The organism is Acinetobacter sp. MF4642 (assembly GCF_002018925.1).
Classification (GTDB): Bacteria; Pseudomonadota; Gammaproteobacteria; order Pseudomonadales; family Moraxellaceae; genus Acinetobacter; species Acinetobacter johnsonii.
In genome coordinates, this window is the sequence record NZ_MVON01000020.1 from 23,238 (window position 1) to 40,092 (window position 16,855).

The window sequence follows — 16,855 nt, forward strand, 5'->3', positions numbered from 1 at the left end:
AAAATGAAGACGTTAAAGATAGTGCTAGGTTCATATATTCTATTGAATAGCATGAATTTATATGCGGAAAACGTTAACGAGTGTATGAAATATTGGAGTGAGCCAGCTGTACAAATACGTGTTCTACCAGATGTGCAATGTTTCGATATCTGGGAAGAAGGTTTTAGTAATGAGAATAAAAAAGTAGCAAGAAAAATTGGTTTTAATCTCAAAGATAAAAATTGGATGTCTACAGGGATATGTAATCATATCCAATATAAAAATAAAGATTACTATATTTACTGGGCTGATATGAAGGATGATAGAACTGATCTTATTATGATTTATAATGAGGGTAATTCATTTGCTTATTCAAGGAAGATAGACCAAAAAAATATTAAAAATGGATTTAGAAAAGAAGATCAGGTTGATGTGAATTTATCTTGCGGAAAAATAGGTGATGATATAAAAATTGCATCAGTTCTAAATGGTTATATATTTAAAGAAACATCTATTAGTAATATTTTAAAATATAAAATGTATGATAGGTTTAAGTGATGAATAAAATAATAAGATTTAAAGATGGTACGGTGCAAGATTTTAATTTGAATAGAAATGGTTTTATACAAGCTGTTAGTTATAAAGAGTCTAGTGCTGATTTAAAGTTAAGTCCAAATCATAAGATAAATATAATAGCTTCAGCTAAAAAAAGTGCAGGGGGGCACCGTGGATTTTTTCAAATGGGTGAATCTGCATTATTTGAAACAGGATATTACTTAGGGGATCTAGGTGTAGATTTTAGAAAGTTAAACCCAGAAAAAGAGCGGGGGAAAATAAATACTATTAGATCAACTTTTGGTAAAAATGACTGGAAAGGAGAGTGGTCTGGTAAAAATGGAATCTATTCACTTAATGATTTTCTTACAAAACCTGAATTACAATTAATGGCAGTAAATGATTGGATTAATCATTTGTGTAAACGTATGAGGATGTTAGATTTTAACCAATATTATGGACAAATTATTAATGGGGTTGAGGTAACAGAGTCGGGAGCAATTGCTGGTGCACACTTGATGGGAGAAGGAGGGTTGGCTACTTTTCTTGGTTCACCTCAATTTAAGCAAAAATCTGCTGTATCTGATGCAAATGGTACGCATATTTCCTCATATATATCGATGTTTGGAGGTTTTGACTTAGAAAATTGTTGCAAAAGAAAAATCTATATTACTTTAAAAGATAGCTCTGGTTTAGAGCTGAAAAATAAAAAAGTGACCATCGTCTCTCAAAATAATGGTAAATATATTTCGGGGGAAACAAGAGTTAGAGTTAATAGTGATGAAAATGGTAACTTGCCAGTTATTGTTAGAAATCCTGACACTGCAATAAAAATTGTCGCTGACGGAAAAGAGTCAAATAGCATTATTCAAAAAGCAAATGAGAAGCAAAAGGCAATTTTAAATGATTTTAAAGTTGCTAGTTACCCTACTGTTCTAGAAGAAAATAATACCCCTCACCCAAGGCCTCAGACTAATAAAACACCTCAAGAAGTAAGAAATGAACAAGCACAGTCTTCTACCTCTAAAGATGAAACTGATAAAAATTCGATACAAAAAAATGTTAGTTTTAATATTCAAATTGTCGAAGGTGACTCTGCTAAGCCAATTTCAAATATGAATTTTTATCTTACTTATAAGGGTAATATTAAAAAGCATACAGCTGATGGTACTGGCGTTAAACAAGGGATTATTGCAGAAGAAGGACGTGATATTGAGGTTTCTGTCGAAGGAAGTGGGAAAAAACAGGTCATACATCACTTTAGAGTCAGTGCTGCATTAAAAAATCAAACGATTAAAGTAAAATTGCCCGTACATACTTTTAAGGTTTCAGTTATACATGATGGTAATGCTATTCCAAATACACTATTTAGTATTTTTTATAGGGGGCGTGAAATTCCTAAACGAACAAATAGCCTTGGCATTATCAATATTCGAATGTTAACAGGTTTTGTTTTTGGTTTTGGAGTCAAAGGGAAAAGTCTAGTTTTAAGCCGGGTTGAAAAATCAATTAAGATACAAAATTTTACAGTTAATAATGATGCTATACAAGCATCAAAAATGTATGAAATTGCGGATGCAAAATTCAAGCAAGTAGAAGATTTAAAAAACCAGCAAAAACAAAAAGAAGATCAAGAAAAGAAAGCGAAAGAAAAAGCAGAAAGTGCTAAGAGTGAGACTGATAAGAAAAATCAAGCAAAGCAAAACGATACGTACACTGAAAATGGAGGAAAGCCATTAACTGCAGTAAGCAGTCAATCATCAGTAACAAGTGATACTACTCGATATCATATTTATTATAGTGGAGTCATCAAAAGGGAGAATAAAGCAGCAACAGGCTTTGCTGAATTTATTTATTATGATCAGAATGGTGGAATTCATAATTTAGGAAAATCAAATTTTAATGTAGCTAATAGATGGAGCTCTAAAAAAGTTAAAGGGGTAGGCTCGGTATATTTGATTGATCAAAGAAAGCATAAACAGTACAAAAATGGGAATATAGGCTATTTATGGAGAATAGACAGTGGAGATGGAAGATATTATCTTTCTGGAGCTGCTCTTTCTGCAGTATTAGGTGCTATGTGTAGCCTTGGGTATGCTGAATATACAGGTTCAGGGTTTAGCTGTAAAGATGGGTCACCGGGAGATAGTGTCTCTCACTTAAATGGTGAAAATGGAGACTTTAGGTATATTGCTATTAATAATAGACATATGAATGAACTAACTTATACAAGCCATAAACATTTTGATTGGGATAAAAATGTTGGTTTCTTAAATGCATTATATAAATTTGGATATAAACTATTTGGTTCTAATCCTGTTAAAATTAAAGAAAATAAATTGTTACCACATTCCAAGAGTTGGAGTGGACATAATAACCATGTTCACCTGCATAATTTTAATCCAAATTTAGAGGATATATAATGTTTTTAATGAGATATATAAAAGAAGATAGACTTTTAAAAATAGTGTGTTTCTGTTTTTTATTATCTGCATGTAATACTTTTGATAAAAATGGAAATTCTTTAAGTGGTTTTAGTGAAGATGGATTTGAGAATTTTAAAATTGGAGATAATGGTCAAAATTTGACAGAGGTTGATGGTAGTCGTGTAGGTGATTGTTTTATTGCAAAGGATAATAAGAACGAGGATATAGAATTTCAAATCATGAATAATAGGATTTCAATTATTTCCTCTATAGACAGTAATAGAAGATCCTATAATGGCATAAAGGTAGGTGCGCCAGAAAAAGAGATATATGAAAAATATACAGGAAAGAATTTAGATAAGAGAAAAAATCCCTATGGTGATCCTAAAAAAGACTATTCGCTTATTCATTGGAATGATAGCGCTAAAAAATTAGGAACACGTTATGATGTTGAAAATGGTGTTGTTGTCGGTATTAAGGTTGGAAATAGCAACTTAACTTTAATGGAAGGTTGTGCTTAGTAATGTAGCTAAAACTTAATCTTACTTATTATGTAAAAATGTGGGTAATAGTAAGATTAAGTTTTTGAGGAAAAATTTTCAACTTTAGATACAGGCTTTAAAAATCACCCTTGCAACACTGCTTCCAGCAATTCCTCGCTCGGCGCAAAATAATAAGCACCGTCCACAGGAGCAACAAAATGAAGCATACGGTCATGAATTCCATCACCACTGGTACCGAACATACGCAGTAACATCGCATCAATAATGTTTAAATCTTTCGTATAGGCAATAAAAAATAAACCTTGCTCACCTTTACCATCGCCATATGGAAGAGAGTGACGTAGGATTTCCATTTCCTCGCCTTCATCATCTTCAACCACGACACGTGCAACGTGAGAGTTTTCAGGCTTAACGTCATCATCTAGTTCAATACTTTCAAGTTTTGTCCTTCCAAAGACTTGCTCTTGAGCATCAACTTTTAATTTTTTCCACTTTTCCAAATCATGACAATAGCGCTGTGCAAAGATAAAAGAGCCATCTGCGAATACTCCTGCATCTTCACTTAATAAAGTCGTTGCAGCACGATCATCGGGGAACTGCGGGTTTTCAGTACCATCAATAAAACCAGTCAAATCTCGACCATCAAAATTGCGGAAACAGACTCGTTCATCTAGAACATCAACTTTATCTTGGATACCTTCAAAGAAGGATTGACTCAGGGCAAAACAAATATCGGTACGCTGAGACGCAATATGAATTAAAACATCCGCAGGTGAAACAGGCATATTGAAAGAGCCATAAATGGGCTCTAGCTGTTTAAACCCAGCAGGTGCTCTAGGATGAAGTTGTGCCCAAAGTTCAGGGCCAAAAGCAACCGCTGTTTTAATTTGCGCATGTGGATGTTGGGTAATGAGACGATCACGGGTTGAAAATAAATCTTCTAATTTTTCTTTAAGTTCTTCAATACTTAAATCTTTTAAACGTAAAACAATAAAACGGGCATGATCTGAAGGTAATGGTAGAATTACAGATTGGGCGGTCATTCATGGCTCCTAAAAAAATTGTTATTTCTATTGGCTGTACTTATTGTGCCTTATGCAGTTTCAGCTTCATAGTCTTAAGTGATAAATTCATTGATGAATAATAAACCCTAAAAGCATGAAAGATCATATAATCTAAAGGTCATTTTTTTCTCAATACCACTATGTCATTTCAAATTTGGCTTGGCTTTGTACTCGCATGTTGGATCATTAGTATTTCTCCAGGGGCAGGGGCTATTGCGTCAATGTCAAGTGGCCTTAACTACGGTTTTAGGCATGGCTATTGGAATGCGCTGGGTTTACAACTCGCCTTGTTGGTGCAAATCGGTATTGTGGCGGCTGGGGTAGGGGTGCTCTTTGCCACAACGCCTTGGGCATTTTGGGCCGTGAAGTGGTTTGGTGTGGCTTATTTATTGTATTTGGCTTATTTACAATGGATGGCACCCATTCAATCGATTGAAATTCAACAAGAACAACCGACTAAGTCGCGCTCCAAATTGGTGATGTATGGCTTTTTGATCAATATGAGCAATCCCAAAGCAATCGTATTTTTATTGGCAGTTTTACCGCAATTTTTGGATTTGTCTAAACCGCAGTGGAGTCAATATGCGGTGATGGCCGTCACGATGGTCACGATTGATTTGATTGTGATGGCAGGATATACGGGGTTAGCAGCGAAAGTTTTAAAACTCTTAACATCACCGCGACAGCAAAAATATCTCAATCGTACTTTCGCAGTGTTATTTAGTTGTGCGGCGGGATTGCTTAGTTTGGTTCATCAGTAAGTTTAGTCTGCGTCAGTTCTGCTAAAAATTGTTGTTCGGTAACCACATGTATACCGTGCTGACGAAATAGGGCGGCAGTAATTCCTTCCCCTGCAATTTTTTGTCCAGTAAATGAGCCATCATAAATACCATCGCTGCCACAGGATGGGCTATTGGCTTTGAGCACAGCATGGGTAACGTGATTGGCTTGCGCCAATGCTAAAGCTTTGTAAGCACCTTGAATAAAGACATCGCTAATCTGATGGCCATCTGAGGAAAAAACCTGTGCGTGGCCTAATAAAACATCAGCACCAGACCCGTGGCGAATTTCTGCTGTGGGACGCGGGGTTGGAAGTCCTGCACTGACTTCAGGACATAAGCTGACATAATTTTTATCGAGCAAGGCTTCAACTAACTGAGAGACTAAGCAGTCTTTGCCGTCATAACGGACTTTTTGTCCGAGTAGACATGCGCTGATAAAATAACGTTGATGGATCATTTAGTTATGTCAGTTTTTTAAACTTCTGCGCGATAAAAATCAGCGCAAACAGAATCGACATGGTTAAGACAATGCTGAGTCCTGTAGAAGTATTTAGCCCTGCACTGGACCATAAACCAACTGTCACCCCAATTTGCGCAATCACAAAGGCCCAAATCACCATTTGTTTTGGAGAGTGGGCAAGCAGTCGAGCGGTGAGTGCTGGAATGACAAGCAAGGCACCCATCAGTAAAGAACCCACTGCACGAAGTGCTAAAATGGTAAATAAAGCCAGTAGCAACATAAAAATCAAACGTTGCCATTTCGCACTGACACCTTCACTGACGGCCATATCAGGATCGATCGCGATCTGAATTTGAGCTTGCCAACTTTTATAAAGCACTGCTAGTGCAACAACAATAACGGTCGCAAAAACGGGCAGGTCTGTCCAAGTGATCGTGAGTAAATCACCAAATAAATAGCTGAGTAATTCAGGTCTTAAGCTTGGAATATGTTGAATAAACATCAGACCCGAGCAGAGCAAGGTTGCAGAACAGAGTGCGAGTAATGCGTCATTAGGTAAACGCGGATCATGCAAAACCCAAAGGATCGCCACCAACAAGCCCGCAATAAAAGCCACACCCATCCACAAGGGAAACGCCATTGCTCCTGCAATCGCGACACCCAGTAACGTGCCATGTGCCATGGTGTCGGCAAAGAATGACATGCGACGCCATAGCATCAAACAGCCTAGTGGCGCAGTTAAAAAGACCAGAAGCGTGCCCATAATCCATGCAGGCAACAGCAGTTGTAACCATTCCATCATGAGTTAAGCTTCCGGTTCAGGGTGAATGTGTGGGCGAGCGTCATGCTGACAAGGCGTTGCACTATCACCATGTGCGCAGTGATCATGATGATGTTGATAGAACACGCGGTTAGTACCAAAAATAGCTTGATACTCAGGGTGTTGTTGCACACTTTCAGGCAGGCCACTACAACAAATGTGTTTATTCAAACACACCACACGATGAGTTCCTTGCATGACCCACTGCAAATCATGTGAAACCATGAGCACAGCACAACCATATTTGGCGGGTAAACTGCGCACATAGTCGTACAACTCAGCCTCAGACTGAATGTCTAAGCCTTGCATGGGTTCATCGAGAACCAAAATATCAGGTTGACGTAACAGCGCACGAGCCAGTAAAACGCGTTGACGCTCTCCACCTGAAAGCTGCTGTACTTTGGAGTTTTCAAGTTTGCTGATCCCCGTATCGTGGATAATTTCTTGCTTGATTGCAGGATCGCATTTTTCCAAAGCTAAGAGGTCTTTCACCCTAAGCGGTAGGCTATGTGAGGGATTAAATTTTTGTGGCACATAAGAAAACTTGAGTGGCTTTGTTGTTTTAATGTCGCCAGCATTAGGGTGAACAATACCCAATAGCACTTTAATGAGTGTGGATTTCCCCGCACCATTCGGACCAATTAGGGTCACAATTTCCCGTTCATGTAAGACAAAATCGACATGTTTTAAAATGTCGCGTTCATCGATACGAACACTAATTTGGGAGAGTTCGACCAGAACAGGATCGAGGCTTATTTGTGGCGACACTGCTGACAAATTCCTGAAATTTCAATAATGCTATGTTGTGCCGTAAAACCATCGGCTGCGGAAAGTGCATCGAGTTGTTGTAATAATCCTTGAGCAGAGGCCTCTGTCACTGATTTGCAATCGGTGCAAATGAGAAAAGCTGCTTGATGGCCTTCGCGTGGATGGCAACACGGAATATAGGCATTAATCGAGGTGAGTCGGTGAATGAGGCCTTTTTCTAATAAAAAGTCTAAGGTGCGGTACACCGTCGGTGGGGCAGCAGGGCGGTCGGCATTGCTTTTAATTTTAGCCAACAAGTCATACGCACCCATCGGGCCTGTCGCATTTAGGATCAATGCCAAGACTTCTTTTCTTAAGGGGGTTAGGCGCGCACCAGTTCCTGCGCACAAGACTTCTGCTTCAGCCAAACGCGTCTCAACGTTGTGATGACCATGCACATCATGTAAAGCATGGTGGTGTTCGTGAGAACAAGCGCTCATAACAAACCTCAAGTGCAAAATTTATAAAAGAAAAACGACATTAAATCTTAACATGAAGCGCAGAGAGTTTCGATTAGGCATAGGTATTTTTATCAATTTGTTATATTATAACACTAATTGTATTTCTAGTGATTGCTCCCCATGTCCCGTTTCTTGGCTTTTTTTGCGTTTGCGCTGTTTAGTAGTGTTGCTTGGACGCAAGACTTGGTTGTCTCTACACAGCCGATTTACTTGATTGCACAGGAAGTGACGAAAGGCATTGAAAAACCAACCTTATTGTTGGCCGATCAATCTGGACATGATGTAAGTTTGACCCCAATGCATCGTAAAATCATTCAGGATGCAGGTTTGGTTGTTTGGTTGGGACGAGCCCATGAAGCACCGCTGGATAAACTCCTGCCCCCCAATGATAAAGCAGTTTCTATTTTAGATTCAGGCATTATCAATGCTTTACCACTACGAAATACCCGTGGTGATGCCTTAAAAAATACCATCGATACCCATGTTTGGCTTGACCCAAACAATGCGGTACGTATCGGTTTCTTTATTGCAGGTCTGCGTTCACAACAGATGCCTGAGTATAAGGAGCGTTACTGGAACAATGCCAAAATCTTTGCTCAGAAAATGTTGCAAGTCTCAGCTATATATAGTCAAAGTCCCCAAGCTCGGCCGTATTGGTCTTTTCATGATGCCTATCAATACATTGAGCGACCTTTAAACTTACGCTTTGCAGGCGCCTTGACAGATGACCCACATATTGCCCCTACGGTTGCGCAAATCAAATACTTAAATGACAGCCGCCCTTATTCAAAGATGTGCCTTTTGGCCGAAGTGCATGCCAGTCAAGCACAATATCAAAAGTTGAACCCATTGGTTTTCCAAGCTGTTGATGAAAGCATGACTGGGGCAGGGGATTTTGTCAGCGCGTGGAAGCAATTGGCCGATCATGTGCATAAATGTGTGCTAAATGCACGAAAGTGACGCAAAAATTAAACAATAATTGATTAGTTTAAAAGCAATTTAAACATAGAAAAAAACTCGACTTAGGTCGGGAAAAGATTGCATGTTCAGGGGTGTAACTCTATAATGCCTGCGATTAAAAATAATCATCAGCTAAACTTGTCAAGCATGATTGTTGTGAGTGAATAAATAATGAGCCGAACTAGTCGCTTGATTGACCGACGATTAGCGAAAGCTTTAGTCCTCTTACAAGCATGTATGATTCCTGTTTCAGCCTTGATCGGCTGGGTCGTGAAAGACTCAACCGCAGCCCTGAGTGCAGCATTAGGTGCGCTCGTGTGTTGGCTTGCGACTTGCTATTTTTCATGGCAGTCGTTTCGAGCAGCAGGAGCTCGCGCTTCTAAACAAGTTCTTGCGAACATGTATAAAGGCATGATGGGTAAGTTTGCAATTGTGATTGTTGGTTTCATTTTAATTTTAAGCAATGTCAAACCGTTGTCAGCGGTGGCGTTGTTTTGTGGTTTTATGCTCGTTCAAACCATGACGTGGGTTGCTCCATTTTGGGTGTCGCGTCAACAAAAACGAGTTTAATAAGCACTACAAAAAATTGAAAAGTTTTTTAGGAGATGGACGAGATATCAAGCAGCACGCGATGTTCGTTCTCTCTATTTGTATTTGACATTGACCAGGTGTGATTTATGGCTGCTGAAGAACATGCCCTTACTTCGACCGAGTATATCAAGCATCACTTGACGAATATGACTTATGGCAAAATGCCAGATGGTTCATGGAAGTTGGCTGAGACTGCTGAAGAAGCTCAACAGATGGGGTTCACTGCTATTCACTTGGATTCAATGGGTTGGTCTATCACTCTTGGTGTGATTTTCTGTTTGTTGTTCTGGTGTGTAGCGAAAGCTGCAAACTCTGGTGTTCCAACCAAGTTCCAGTCTGCAATTGAAATGATCATTGAGTTTGTGGACTCAAGTGTTCGCGATACTTTCCATGGCAAATCACGCTTAATTGCGCCACTTGCATTGACCATTTTCGTGTGGATTTTCCTCATGAACGCAATGGACTTAATCCCAGTTGACTTTATTCCGTATACAGCTCAACTGATTGGTGCAAGTGTATTTGGTATGGATCCTCATCACGTTTACTTCAAGGTTGTACCTTCTACAGATCCAAACATTACCCTAGGTATGTCTTTATCTGTATTTGTATTGATCTTGTTCTACAGTATTCGCGAAAAGGGGATTGGTGGTTTCGTTGGCGAATTAGCACTTAACCCATTTAACCCAAGTAACCCAGTTGCAAAAGCGTTATTGATTCCAGTGAACTTAATTCTTGAATTAGTAACATTCCTTGCACGTCCAGTTTCATTGGCTCTGCGACTTTTCGGTAACATGTATGCAGGTGAGTTAATCTTCATCCTTATCGCATTATTACCGTTCTGGATCCAATGGGCGTTGTCTGTGCCTTGGGCGATCTTCCACATTCTTGTTATCACGCTACAAGCATTCATCTTTATGATGCTGACTATCGTATACTTGAGCATGGCAAGCGAAAAGCATTAATGGTAATGCCCAACTATCACTGGATGGTTGGGCGCACAATTTTTTAATTTAATTTGGTATAAACCTAACCTCTGAGGAATTATCATGGAACTCACTTTAGGTCTAGTTGCAATTGCATCTGCTATCTTGATCGCTTTTGGTGCTTTAGGTACTGCGATTGGTTTTGGTCTTTTAGGCGGTCGCTTCCTTGAAGCTGTTGCACGTCAACCAGAATTGGCTCCACAACTTCAAACTCGTATGTTCTTAATCGCGGGTCTTCTTGATGCTGTGCCTATGATCGGTGTTGGTATTGGCTTGTTCTTCATCTTTGCTAATCCATTTGTAGGTTAATCAGCTTAATTCCTAAATTAAACTATTGAGGAATAGCAATGAATATCAACCTCACATTGATTGGCCAAGCGATTGCATTTGCGATGTTTGTCGCATTCTGCATGAAATTTGTATGGCCACCACTAATCAATGCGATTAGTGAGCGTCAGCGTAAAATCGCTGATGGCTTAAACGCTGCTGAAAAAGCAAAAGCTGATCTTGCGGATGCGCAAGCTCAAGTGAAAGCTGAATTAGATGCAGCGAAAGCGCAAGCGGCTCAATTGATCGAACAAGCGAACCGTCGCGGTGCACAATTGGTAGAAGAAGCTCGTACTCAAGCGTCAGCTGAAGGTGAGCGTATTCGTCAACAAGCAAAAGAAGCTGTTGATACAGAAATCAATTCTGCTCGTGAAGAATTACGTCAACAAGTTGCTGATCTTGCAGTAACAGGTGCTGAGAAAATTCTTAGCCAAAAAGTTGATGCTGAAGCTCACAATGCCATGCTGACTCAGCTGGCTGCTAAACTTTAAGAGAGGCGGATTATGGCTGAACTCTTGACGTTGGCACGCCCGTACGCTAAAGCAGCATTTGCTTACGCTTCTGAGCAAAATGCAACTGACTCTTGGTCATCTGCATTGAACTTGCTCAGTGCTGCGGTGCAAGACGAAGCATTTTCAGCTTTCTTAACTCGCCCTGAGCTTACTCCTGCTGAGCAGGTAAGTCTTTTTGCAAAAGTATTAGGCGAAGACCAAACTGCAGCAGTGTCAAACTTTTTGACATTGCTTGCTGAAAACAACCGTTTGGCGCTTCTTCCTGAAATTTCTGCTGAATACGAGCAGCTCAAATCACAGAATAACAATACTGTGGATGTAGTCATTGAATCTGCATTCCCATTGACTTCTGTACAAGAACAATTACTTGCACATGCTTTAGAGAAAAAATTCGAAGCTGCGGTAAATGTTTCTGTAGAAGTTAAACCAGAGCTTATTGCTGGTGTTGTTATTCGTGCAGGCGACCAAGTGATAGATGATTCTGCGCTTAACAAGCTAGAAAAAATGCGGACTCGTCTTCTTGCTTAATTGCATATGAAGACTGAACTTTAAAAAGATTGAGGTATAGCGCAATGCAACAACTGAATCCATCCGAGATCAGTGCGCTCATTAAACAGCGTATCGGCGATCTGGACACCAGCGCGACCGCTAAAAACGAAGGAACCATTGTTATGGTTTCCGACGGTATTGTGCGTATTCACGGCCTTGCTGATGCAATGTACGGTGAAATGATCGAATTCGACGGCGGCTTATACGGTATGGCACTGAACCTAGAACAGGATTCAGTGGGCGTCGTTGTTTTAGGTAACTACTTAAGCCTTCAAGAAGGTCAAAAAGCGCGTTGCACAGGTCGTGTATTAGAAGTTCCGGTTGGTCCAGAACTTTTAGGCCGTGTCGTAGATGCTTTGGGTAACCCAATTGATGGTAAAGGCCCAATTGATGCAAAATTAACTGATGCTGTTGAAAAAGTAGCACCAGGCGTAATTTGGCGTCAATCAGTGGATCAACCTGTACAAACTGGTTATAAATCAGTAGATACAATGATCCCTGTAGGCCGTGGTCAGCGTGAGTTGATCATTGGTGACCGTCAAACTGGTAAAACAGCGATGGCGATCGATGCGATCATCGCTCAGAAGAACTCTGGCATTAAATGTGTATACGTAGCTATTGGTCAAAAACAATCGACTATTGCTAACGTTGTGCGCAAGCTAGAAGAAACTGGCGCTATGGCGTATACCACTGTTGTAGCAGCAGCTGCAGCCGATCCAGCAGCAATGTTGTACTTGGCTCCATACTCTGGCTGTACAATGGGTGAATACTTCCGTGACCGCGGTGAAGATGCACTGATCATTTATGATGATTTGTCTAAGCAAGCTGTTGCTTACCGTCAAATTTCATTGTTATTACGTCGTCCACCAGGTCGTGAAGCGTATCCAGGTGACGTATTCTATCTTCACTCACGTCTTCTTGAGCGTGCTTCGCGCGTTTCTGCTGACTACGTTGAGAAATTCACGAATGGTGAAGTTAAAGGCCAAACTGGTTCATTAACTGCATTACCAATCATTGAAACTCAAGCGGGTGACGTATCTGCATTCGTACCAACGAACGTAATTTCGATCACTGACGGTCAGATCTTCCTTGAAACATCATTATTCAACGCAGGTATTCGTCCTGCTGTGAACGCGGGTATCTCTGTATCTCGTGTTGGTGGTTCAGCGCAGACTAAGATCATCAAAAAATTGTCTGGTGGTATCCGTACTGCTTTGGCGCAATACCGTGAATTGGCAGCGTTTGCTCAGTTCGCTTCTGACCTTGATGAAGCAACTCGTAAGCAACTTGAACATGGTCAACGTGTAACTGAATTAATGAAGCAAAAACAATATGCTCCATATTCAATTGCTGACCAAGCTGTTTCAATTTATGCATCTAACGAAGGCTACATGGCTGACGTTGAAGTGAAGAAAATCGTAGACTTTGATGCTGCGTTAATCTCTTACTTCCGTTCAGAAAATGCTGCGTTAATGCAAAACATCGATGAAACTGGTGATTACAACAAAGACATCGAAGCTGCAATCAAAGCAGGTATTGAAAGCTTTAAAGCGACTCAAACTTACTAATTTCAACTTCAGTTGGATTTAGTTTTGGTTTGGTTCACGGATCAACCTTCGAGGGCTCGAAAGGGCCTTCGAATACTAGGTTAAGCGTATGGCAAATTTAAAAGAAATTCGCGCCAAAGTAGCTAGTATCAAAAGCACGCAGAAAATTACTCGCGCGATGCAGATGGTAGCAGCTTCTAAGATGCGTCGTGCGCAAGAGCGCATGGCTCAAGGCCGTCCGTATGCCGAAAATATGCACCGTGTAATTGCTCACTTGGTTCAAGCGAATCCTGAATACAAACACCGTTATATGGTTGAACGCCCTGTGAAGCGCGTTGGCTATATCATTGTGTCTTCAGATCGTGGCCTTGCTGGTGGTTTGAACATTAACTTGTTCAAAAAAGTGGTTAAACACGTACAACAGCAACAAGAGCAGTCAATTGAAGTTCAATTTGCTTTAATTGGTCAAAAAGCGGTTTCGTTTTTTAAAAACTACGGCGGTAAAGTGCTGGGTGCTACGACAAATGTCGGTGATACACCAAGCCTTGAACAGTTATCTGGTTCTGTACAGGTGATGTTAGACGCATTTGATAAAGGCGAGTTAGATCGTATTTATCTTGTGTCAAACGGCTTTGTCAATGCCATGACTCAAAATCAAAAAATCGAACAACTTGTTCCTTTAGCAACTGCTGAAGAAAACAAGACCCTTAACCGTCAATACGGTTGGGATTATCTCTATGAGCCTGAAGCTGAAGAGCTTTTAAATGGCTTATTGGTTCGTTATATCGAGTCTGTGGTATATCAAGGCGTGATCGAAAACATCGCGTGTGAGCAGTCAGCTCGTATGGTTGCAATGAAAGCTGCAACGGACAACGCAGGTGATTTGATCAAGAGCCTACAACTTATTTATAACAAGCTGCGTCAAGCCGCGATTACTCAGGAAATTTCTGAGATCGTTGGTGGTGCCGCTGCCGTTTAACATTATTTTGAATTGAGGAGACAGCAATGAGTAGCGGTCGTATCATTCAGATCATCGGCGCGGTTATCGACGTCGAGTTTGAACGTAACAGCGTTCCTAAGATCTATGACGCTCTCCACGTTGATGGCACTGAAACTACATTAGAAGTTCAGCAACAACTTGGTGATGGCGTAGTTCGTACTATTGCAATGGGTTCTACTGAAGGCCTTAAGCGTGGTTTGAACGTAACGAATACTAACGCTCCAATCTCTGTACCAGTGGGTACAGCGACTTTGGGTCGTATCATGGACGTTCTTGGTCGCCCAATCGACGAAGCTGGTCCAGTTGCGACTGAAGCGCGTTTGCCGATTCACCGTCAAGCACCTTCTTATGCTGAACAAGCAGCTTCTACTGACCTTTTAGAAACTGGTATTAAAGTCATTGACTTACTATGCCCGTTTGCTAAAGGTGGTAAAGTTGGTCTGTTCGGTGGTGCCGGTGTTGGTAAAACTGTAAACATGATGGAGTTGATCAACAACATCGCGAAAGCGCACTCAGGTTTATCTGTGTTCGCTGGTGTTGGTGAGCGTACTCGTGAAGGTAACGACTTCTATCACGAGATGAAAGACTCAAACGTTCTAGACAAAGTAGCAATGGTCTACGGTCAGATGAACGAGCCACCGGGTAACCGTTTACGCGTAGCGTTGACTGGTTTGACCATGGCTGAGTACTTCCGTGACGAGAAAGACGAAAACGGCAAAGGCCGTGACGTACTATTGTTCGTAGATAACATCTACCGTTATACACTAGCAGGTACTGAAGTATCAGCACTTCTAGGTCGTATGCCATCTGCAGTAGGTTACCAGCCTACACTTGCAGAAGAGATGGGTGTTCTTCAAGAACGTATTACATCGACTAAGTCTGGTTCTATTACGTCAATCCAAGCGGTATACGTACCTGCCGATGACTTAACAGATCCATCGCCTGCAACTACGTTTGCTCACTTAGATGCAACTGTAGTATTGAGCCGTGACATCGCATCTTCTGGTATTTACCCAGCGATCGATCCACTTGACTCAACTTCACGTCAGTTAGATCCACTAGTAGTGGGTGCTGAGCATTACGAGATTGCTCGTTCAGTTCAAAACGTTCTTCAACGTTATAAAGAATTGAAAGACATCATCGCGATTCTTGGTATGGACGAACTTGCAGAAGAAGATAAGTTGACTGTTTACCGTGCGCGTAAAATCCAACGTTTCTTCTCTCAACCGTTCCACGTAGCTGAAGTGTTTACTGGTGCTCCTGGTAAACTTGTACCGCTTAAAGAAACGATTCGTGGCTTTAAAGGTCTTTTAGCTGGTGAATATGACCACATTCCAGAACAAGCGTTCTATATGGTTGGTGGTATTGACGAAGTAATTGCTAAAGCTGAGAAACTTTAATTAGTTACCTAATTTAGGAGATTCTCATGTCGACTATGCAGTGTGATGTTGTAAGTGTTCAAGAGTCTTTGTACTCTGGCGCTGTAACGATGCTAATTGCTAAAGGTGCTGGTGGTGAATTAGGTATTATGCCTGGTCACGCGCCACTAGTAACTTTACTCAAGCCGGGTACAATCCGTGTTCTGCTTGAAAACGGTACAGAAGAGTTAATCTATGTATCTGGTGGTGTTCTAGAAGTTCAACCGCATGTTGTTACGGTTCTTGCAGATACTGCAGTCCGTGCAGAAAACTTAGATGAAGCAGCAATTCTTGAAGCGCGTAAACACGCTGAACAATTGCTCGCGAATCAAAAGAGCGACTTGGACTCGGCTGCTGCTTTGGCTGCTCTTGCAGAAACTGCTGCTCAGTTGGAAACCATCCGCAAAATCAAAAACCGCGCTCAATAAGAGACGGTTTGAGATTAAAAAAAGCCACCGAAAGGTGGCTTTTTTTATGTCTGTTGGTGAAAATGCGTCAATTGCTTATTTCATGATGAGTTTGTTGGTTTCTTAGTTGTCATTGTTCAAATGGACTGGATTGGTCTGCTGCATACATGCAATCTTTGTTTTGCATGATAGTCCTTCGTCTTTTAACTGTACGCTGGCTTGTAGAATACTTTGAATACACAATTTTTAAAATTCAGCTGAACCAGCGCTCCTATGCTTGATATATTTCGTTTAGCAGGGGCACGACTATCTAAAGTTGCATATCTTTTATTCAACAGAAGTTATATTTTGAACACTTCTCTGTGAGGGTAGATGAAGATGAACCTGATTGCGCATGAATCCCACTTTTGGGAACTTTACCAAGATTTTGAGCATTATTATCTGAGTATCGCAGTCGATATGAGTTCAGTGGTGTCATGTTGGGACTTGGTACTGACTTCAGAAGAAATATTACAATATGAACATCGAGGTCGCGAGAGTATTCAGGAGCTGACCAAAGCCATGATTGAAGCAGCTTATAAGGGTGATTTTTCAATGATGGAAGCACGTTTAGCCAAGCCATATGAGCGTCACGCCATGCAAAAGGCTTTTAAAGAATGGTTAGCACAGAGCAAAACTCAGGAACAGTCTTCGTTTTGATGAGG

General features: G+C 40.8%; 20 protein-coding genes. 15 read left to right on the top strand and 5 right to left on the bottom strand.

Translation table 11 applies throughout. The features are described 5' to 3' along the window. The first annotated feature begins 3 nt into the window (after positions 1-3). Genes MF4642_RS11415 through MF4642_RS11425 form a run of 3 tightly spaced genes read left to right on the top strand, consistent with a single transcriptional unit; the run spans position 4 to position 3,481 of the window. On the top strand, positions 4-537 hold the full coding sequence (locus MF4642_RS11415) for a hypothetical protein (RefSeq protein ID WP_004684400.1): 534 nt from the start codon (positions 4-6) through the stop codon (positions 535-537). Continuing rightward, positions 537-2,957 carry a hypothetical protein gene (locus tag MF4642_RS11420; protein WP_078426293.1) on the top strand — a complete coding sequence of 807 codons (2,421 nt, stop codon included), beginning with the start codon at positions 537-539 and terminating at the stop codon, positions 2,955-2,957. Before MF4642_RS11415 ends, MF4642_RS11420 begins: the two co-directional genes overlap by 1 nt. Further along, entirely contained in the window at positions 2,957-3,481 is a 525-nt protein-coding gene (locus MF4642_RS11425) for a hypothetical protein (RefSeq protein ID WP_078426294.1), read from the top strand. Before MF4642_RS11420 ends, MF4642_RS11425 begins: the two co-directional genes overlap by 1 nt. 104 nt (positions 3,482-3,585) lie before the next feature. On the opposite strand, the gene MF4642_RS11430 is transcribed toward MF4642_RS11425, so the two are convergent. Then, positions 3,586-4,506: a Dyp-type peroxidase gene (locus tag MF4642_RS11430; protein WP_078426295.1), complete on the bottom strand. Its 921-nt coding sequence runs from the start codon at positions 4,504-4,506 to the stop codon at positions 3,586-3,588. A gap of 161 nt (positions 4,507-4,667) precedes the next feature. Here MF4642_RS11430 and MF4642_RS11435 point away from each other — a divergent pair, with 161 nt between their 5' ends. Beyond that, positions 4,668-5,288, top strand: coding sequence for a LysE family transporter (locus MF4642_RS11435; protein ID WP_078426296.1), 621 nt, complete (start codon positions 4,668-4,670; stop codon positions 5,286-5,288). Here MF4642_RS11435 and MF4642_RS11440 read toward each other — a convergent pair. Genes MF4642_RS11440 through MF4642_RS11455 form a run of 4 tightly spaced genes read right to left on the bottom strand, consistent with a single transcriptional unit; the run spans position 5,269 to position 7,836 of the window. Then, a complete protein-coding gene (locus MF4642_RS11440; RefSeq protein WP_078426297.1) occupies positions 5,269-5,766 on the bottom strand; it encodes a DUF523 domain-containing protein in 498 nt (165 codons plus the stop codon). The genes MF4642_RS11435 and MF4642_RS11440 overlap by 20 nt on opposite strands. 4 nt (positions 5,767-5,770) lie before the next feature. Further along, positions 5,771-6,571 (bottom strand): zinc ABC transporter permease subunit ZnuB, encoded by an 801-nt coding sequence (znuB, locus tag MF4642_RS11445; RefSeq protein WP_078426298.1) that lies wholly within the window; start codon positions 6,569-6,571, stop codon positions 5,771-5,773. A gap of 3 nt (positions 6,572-6,574) precedes the next feature. Beyond that, positions 6,575-7,357: a zinc ABC transporter ATP-binding protein ZnuC gene (gene znuC, locus MF4642_RS11450; protein WP_078426299.1), complete on the bottom strand. Its 783-nt coding sequence runs from the start codon at positions 7,355-7,357 to the stop codon at positions 6,575-6,577. After that, complete coding sequence (locus MF4642_RS11455; protein WP_004684412.1) at positions 7,342-7,836, bottom strand: transcriptional repressor; 495 nt, start codon at positions 7,834-7,836, stop codon at positions 7,342-7,344. Before MF4642_RS11455 ends, znuC begins: the two co-directional genes overlap by 16 nt. 141 nt (positions 7,837-7,977) lie before the next feature. Here MF4642_RS11455 and MF4642_RS11460 point away from each other — a divergent pair, with 141 nt between their 5' ends. From MF4642_RS11460 to MF4642_RS11510, 11 genes are all read left to right on the top strand, one after another. Then, entirely contained in the window at positions 7,978-8,817 is an 840-nt protein-coding gene (locus tag MF4642_RS11460) for a metal ABC transporter solute-binding protein, Zn/Mn family (RefSeq protein WP_078426300.1), read from the top strand. Between the two features lie 171 nt (positions 8,818-8,988). Next, a complete protein-coding gene (locus MF4642_RS11465) occupies positions 8,989-9,387 on the top strand; it encodes an ATP synthase subunit I (RefSeq protein WP_004684416.1) in 399 nt (132 codons plus the stop codon). A gap of 107 nt (positions 9,388-9,494) precedes the next feature. Further along, positions 9,495-10,370 carry a F0F1 ATP synthase subunit A gene (gene atpB / locus MF4642_RS11470; protein WP_004684418.1) on the top strand — a complete coding sequence of 292 codons (876 nt, stop codon included), beginning with the start codon at positions 9,495-9,497 and terminating at the stop codon, positions 10,368-10,370. An 84-nt stretch (positions 10,371-10,454) separates the two neighbouring features. Continuing rightward, positions 10,455-10,700 (top strand): F0F1 ATP synthase subunit C, encoded by a 246-nt coding sequence (gene atpE, locus MF4642_RS11475; RefSeq protein ID WP_000424060.1) that lies wholly within the window; start codon positions 10,455-10,457, stop codon positions 10,698-10,700. A gap of 38 nt (positions 10,701-10,738) precedes the next feature. Beyond that, the gene (locus tag MF4642_RS11480; protein ID WP_004684420.1) at positions 10,739-11,209 is read left to right on the top strand and encodes a F0F1 ATP synthase subunit B; all 471 of its coding nucleotides are present in this window, start codon (positions 10,739-10,741) and stop codon (positions 11,207-11,209) included. Between the two features lie 12 nt (positions 11,210-11,221). Further along, positions 11,222-11,758, top strand: coding sequence for a F0F1 ATP synthase subunit delta (locus tag MF4642_RS11485; protein ID WP_004984037.1), 537 nt, complete (start codon positions 11,222-11,224; stop codon positions 11,756-11,758). A gap of 44 nt (positions 11,759-11,802) precedes the next feature. Beyond that, positions 11,803-13,347, top strand: coding sequence for a F0F1 ATP synthase subunit alpha (gene atpA, locus MF4642_RS11490; protein ID WP_004684423.1), 1,545 nt, complete (start codon positions 11,803-11,805; stop codon positions 13,345-13,347). A gap of 88 nt (positions 13,348-13,435) precedes the next feature. Beyond that, positions 13,436-14,305, top strand: coding sequence for a F0F1 ATP synthase subunit gamma (gene atpG, locus MF4642_RS11495; RefSeq protein ID WP_005401891.1), 870 nt, complete (start codon positions 13,436-13,438; stop codon positions 14,303-14,305). Between the two features lie 26 nt (positions 14,306-14,331). After that, positions 14,332-15,726, top strand: a complete 1,395-nt coding sequence (atpD, locus tag MF4642_RS11500; RefSeq protein ID WP_004684425.1) for a F0F1 ATP synthase subunit beta — start codon at positions 14,332-14,334, stop codon at positions 15,724-15,726. Positions 15,727-15,752: 26 nt separating this feature from the next. Continuing rightward, positions 15,753-16,172, top strand: a complete 420-nt coding sequence (locus MF4642_RS11505) for a F0F1 ATP synthase subunit epsilon (RefSeq protein ID WP_004684427.1) — start codon at positions 15,753-15,755, stop codon at positions 16,170-16,172. Between the two features lie 357 nt (positions 16,173-16,529). Continuing rightward, positions 16,530-16,850 (top strand): hypothetical protein, encoded by a 321-nt coding sequence (locus MF4642_RS11510; protein WP_004684433.1) that lies wholly within the window; start codon positions 16,530-16,532, stop codon positions 16,848-16,850. The last annotated feature ends 5 nt before the right edge of the window (positions 16,851-16,855 follow it).

Coding starts and splice junctions, on each gene's coding strand:
- atpD (WP_004684425.1), top strand. CDS start 14,332: ATGAGTAGCGGTCGTATCATTCAGATCATCGGCGCGGTTATCGACGTC.
- znuB (WP_078426298.1), bottom strand. CDS start 6,571: ATGATGGAATGGTTACAACTGCTGTTGCCTGCATGGATTATGGGCACG.
- MF4642_RS11420 (WP_078426293.1), top strand. CDS start 537: ATGAATAAAATAATAAGATTTAAAGATGGTACGGTGCAAGATTTTAAT.
- MF4642_RS11460 (WP_078426300.1), top strand. CDS start 7,978: ATGTCCCGTTTCTTGGCTTTTTTTGCGTTTGCGCTGTTTAGTAGTGTT.
- MF4642_RS11465 (WP_004684416.1), top strand. CDS start 8,989: ATGAGCCGAACTAGTCGCTTGATTGACCGACGATTAGCGAAAGCTTTA.
- MF4642_RS11425 (WP_078426294.1), top strand. CDS start 2,957: ATGTTTTTAATGAGATATATAAAAGAAGATAGACTTTTAAAAATAGTG.
- atpE (WP_000424060.1), top strand. CDS start 10,455: ATGGAACTCACTTTAGGTCTAGTTGCAATTGCATCTGCTATCTTGATC.
- MF4642_RS11455 (WP_004684412.1), bottom strand. CDS start 7,836: ATGAGCGCTTGTTCTCACGAACACCACCATGCTTTACATGATGTGCAT.
- MF4642_RS11440 (WP_078426297.1), bottom strand. CDS start 5,766: ATGATCCATCAACGTTATTTTATCAGCGCATGTCTACTCGGACAAAAA.
- MF4642_RS11505 (WP_004684427.1), top strand. CDS start 15,753: ATGTCGACTATGCAGTGTGATGTTGTAAGTGTTCAAGAGTCTTTGTAC.
- MF4642_RS11485 (WP_004984037.1), top strand. CDS start 11,222: ATGGCTGAACTCTTGACGTTGGCACGCCCGTACGCTAAAGCAGCATTT.
- atpG (WP_005401891.1), top strand. CDS start 13,436: ATGGCAAATTTAAAAGAAATTCGCGCCAAAGTAGCTAGTATCAAAAGC.
- atpB (WP_004684418.1), top strand. CDS start 9,495: ATGGCTGCTGAAGAACATGCCCTTACTTCGACCGAGTATATCAAGCAT.
- MF4642_RS11415 (WP_004684400.1), top strand. CDS start 4: ATGAAGACGTTAAAGATAGTGCTAGGTTCATATATTCTATTGAATAGC.
- MF4642_RS11430 (WP_078426295.1), bottom strand. CDS start 4,506: ATGACCGCCCAATCTGTAATTCTACCATTACCTTCAGATCATGCCCGT.
- MF4642_RS11435 (WP_078426296.1), top strand. CDS start 4,668: ATGTCATTTCAAATTTGGCTTGGCTTTGTACTCGCATGTTGGATCATT.
- MF4642_RS11480 (WP_004684420.1), top strand. CDS start 10,739: ATGAATATCAACCTCACATTGATTGGCCAAGCGATTGCATTTGCGATG.
- MF4642_RS11510 (WP_004684433.1), top strand. CDS start 16,530: ATGAACCTGATTGCGCATGAATCCCACTTTTGGGAACTTTACCAAGAT.
- atpA (WP_004684423.1), top strand. CDS start 11,803: ATGCAACAACTGAATCCATCCGAGATCAGTGCGCTCATTAAACAGCGT.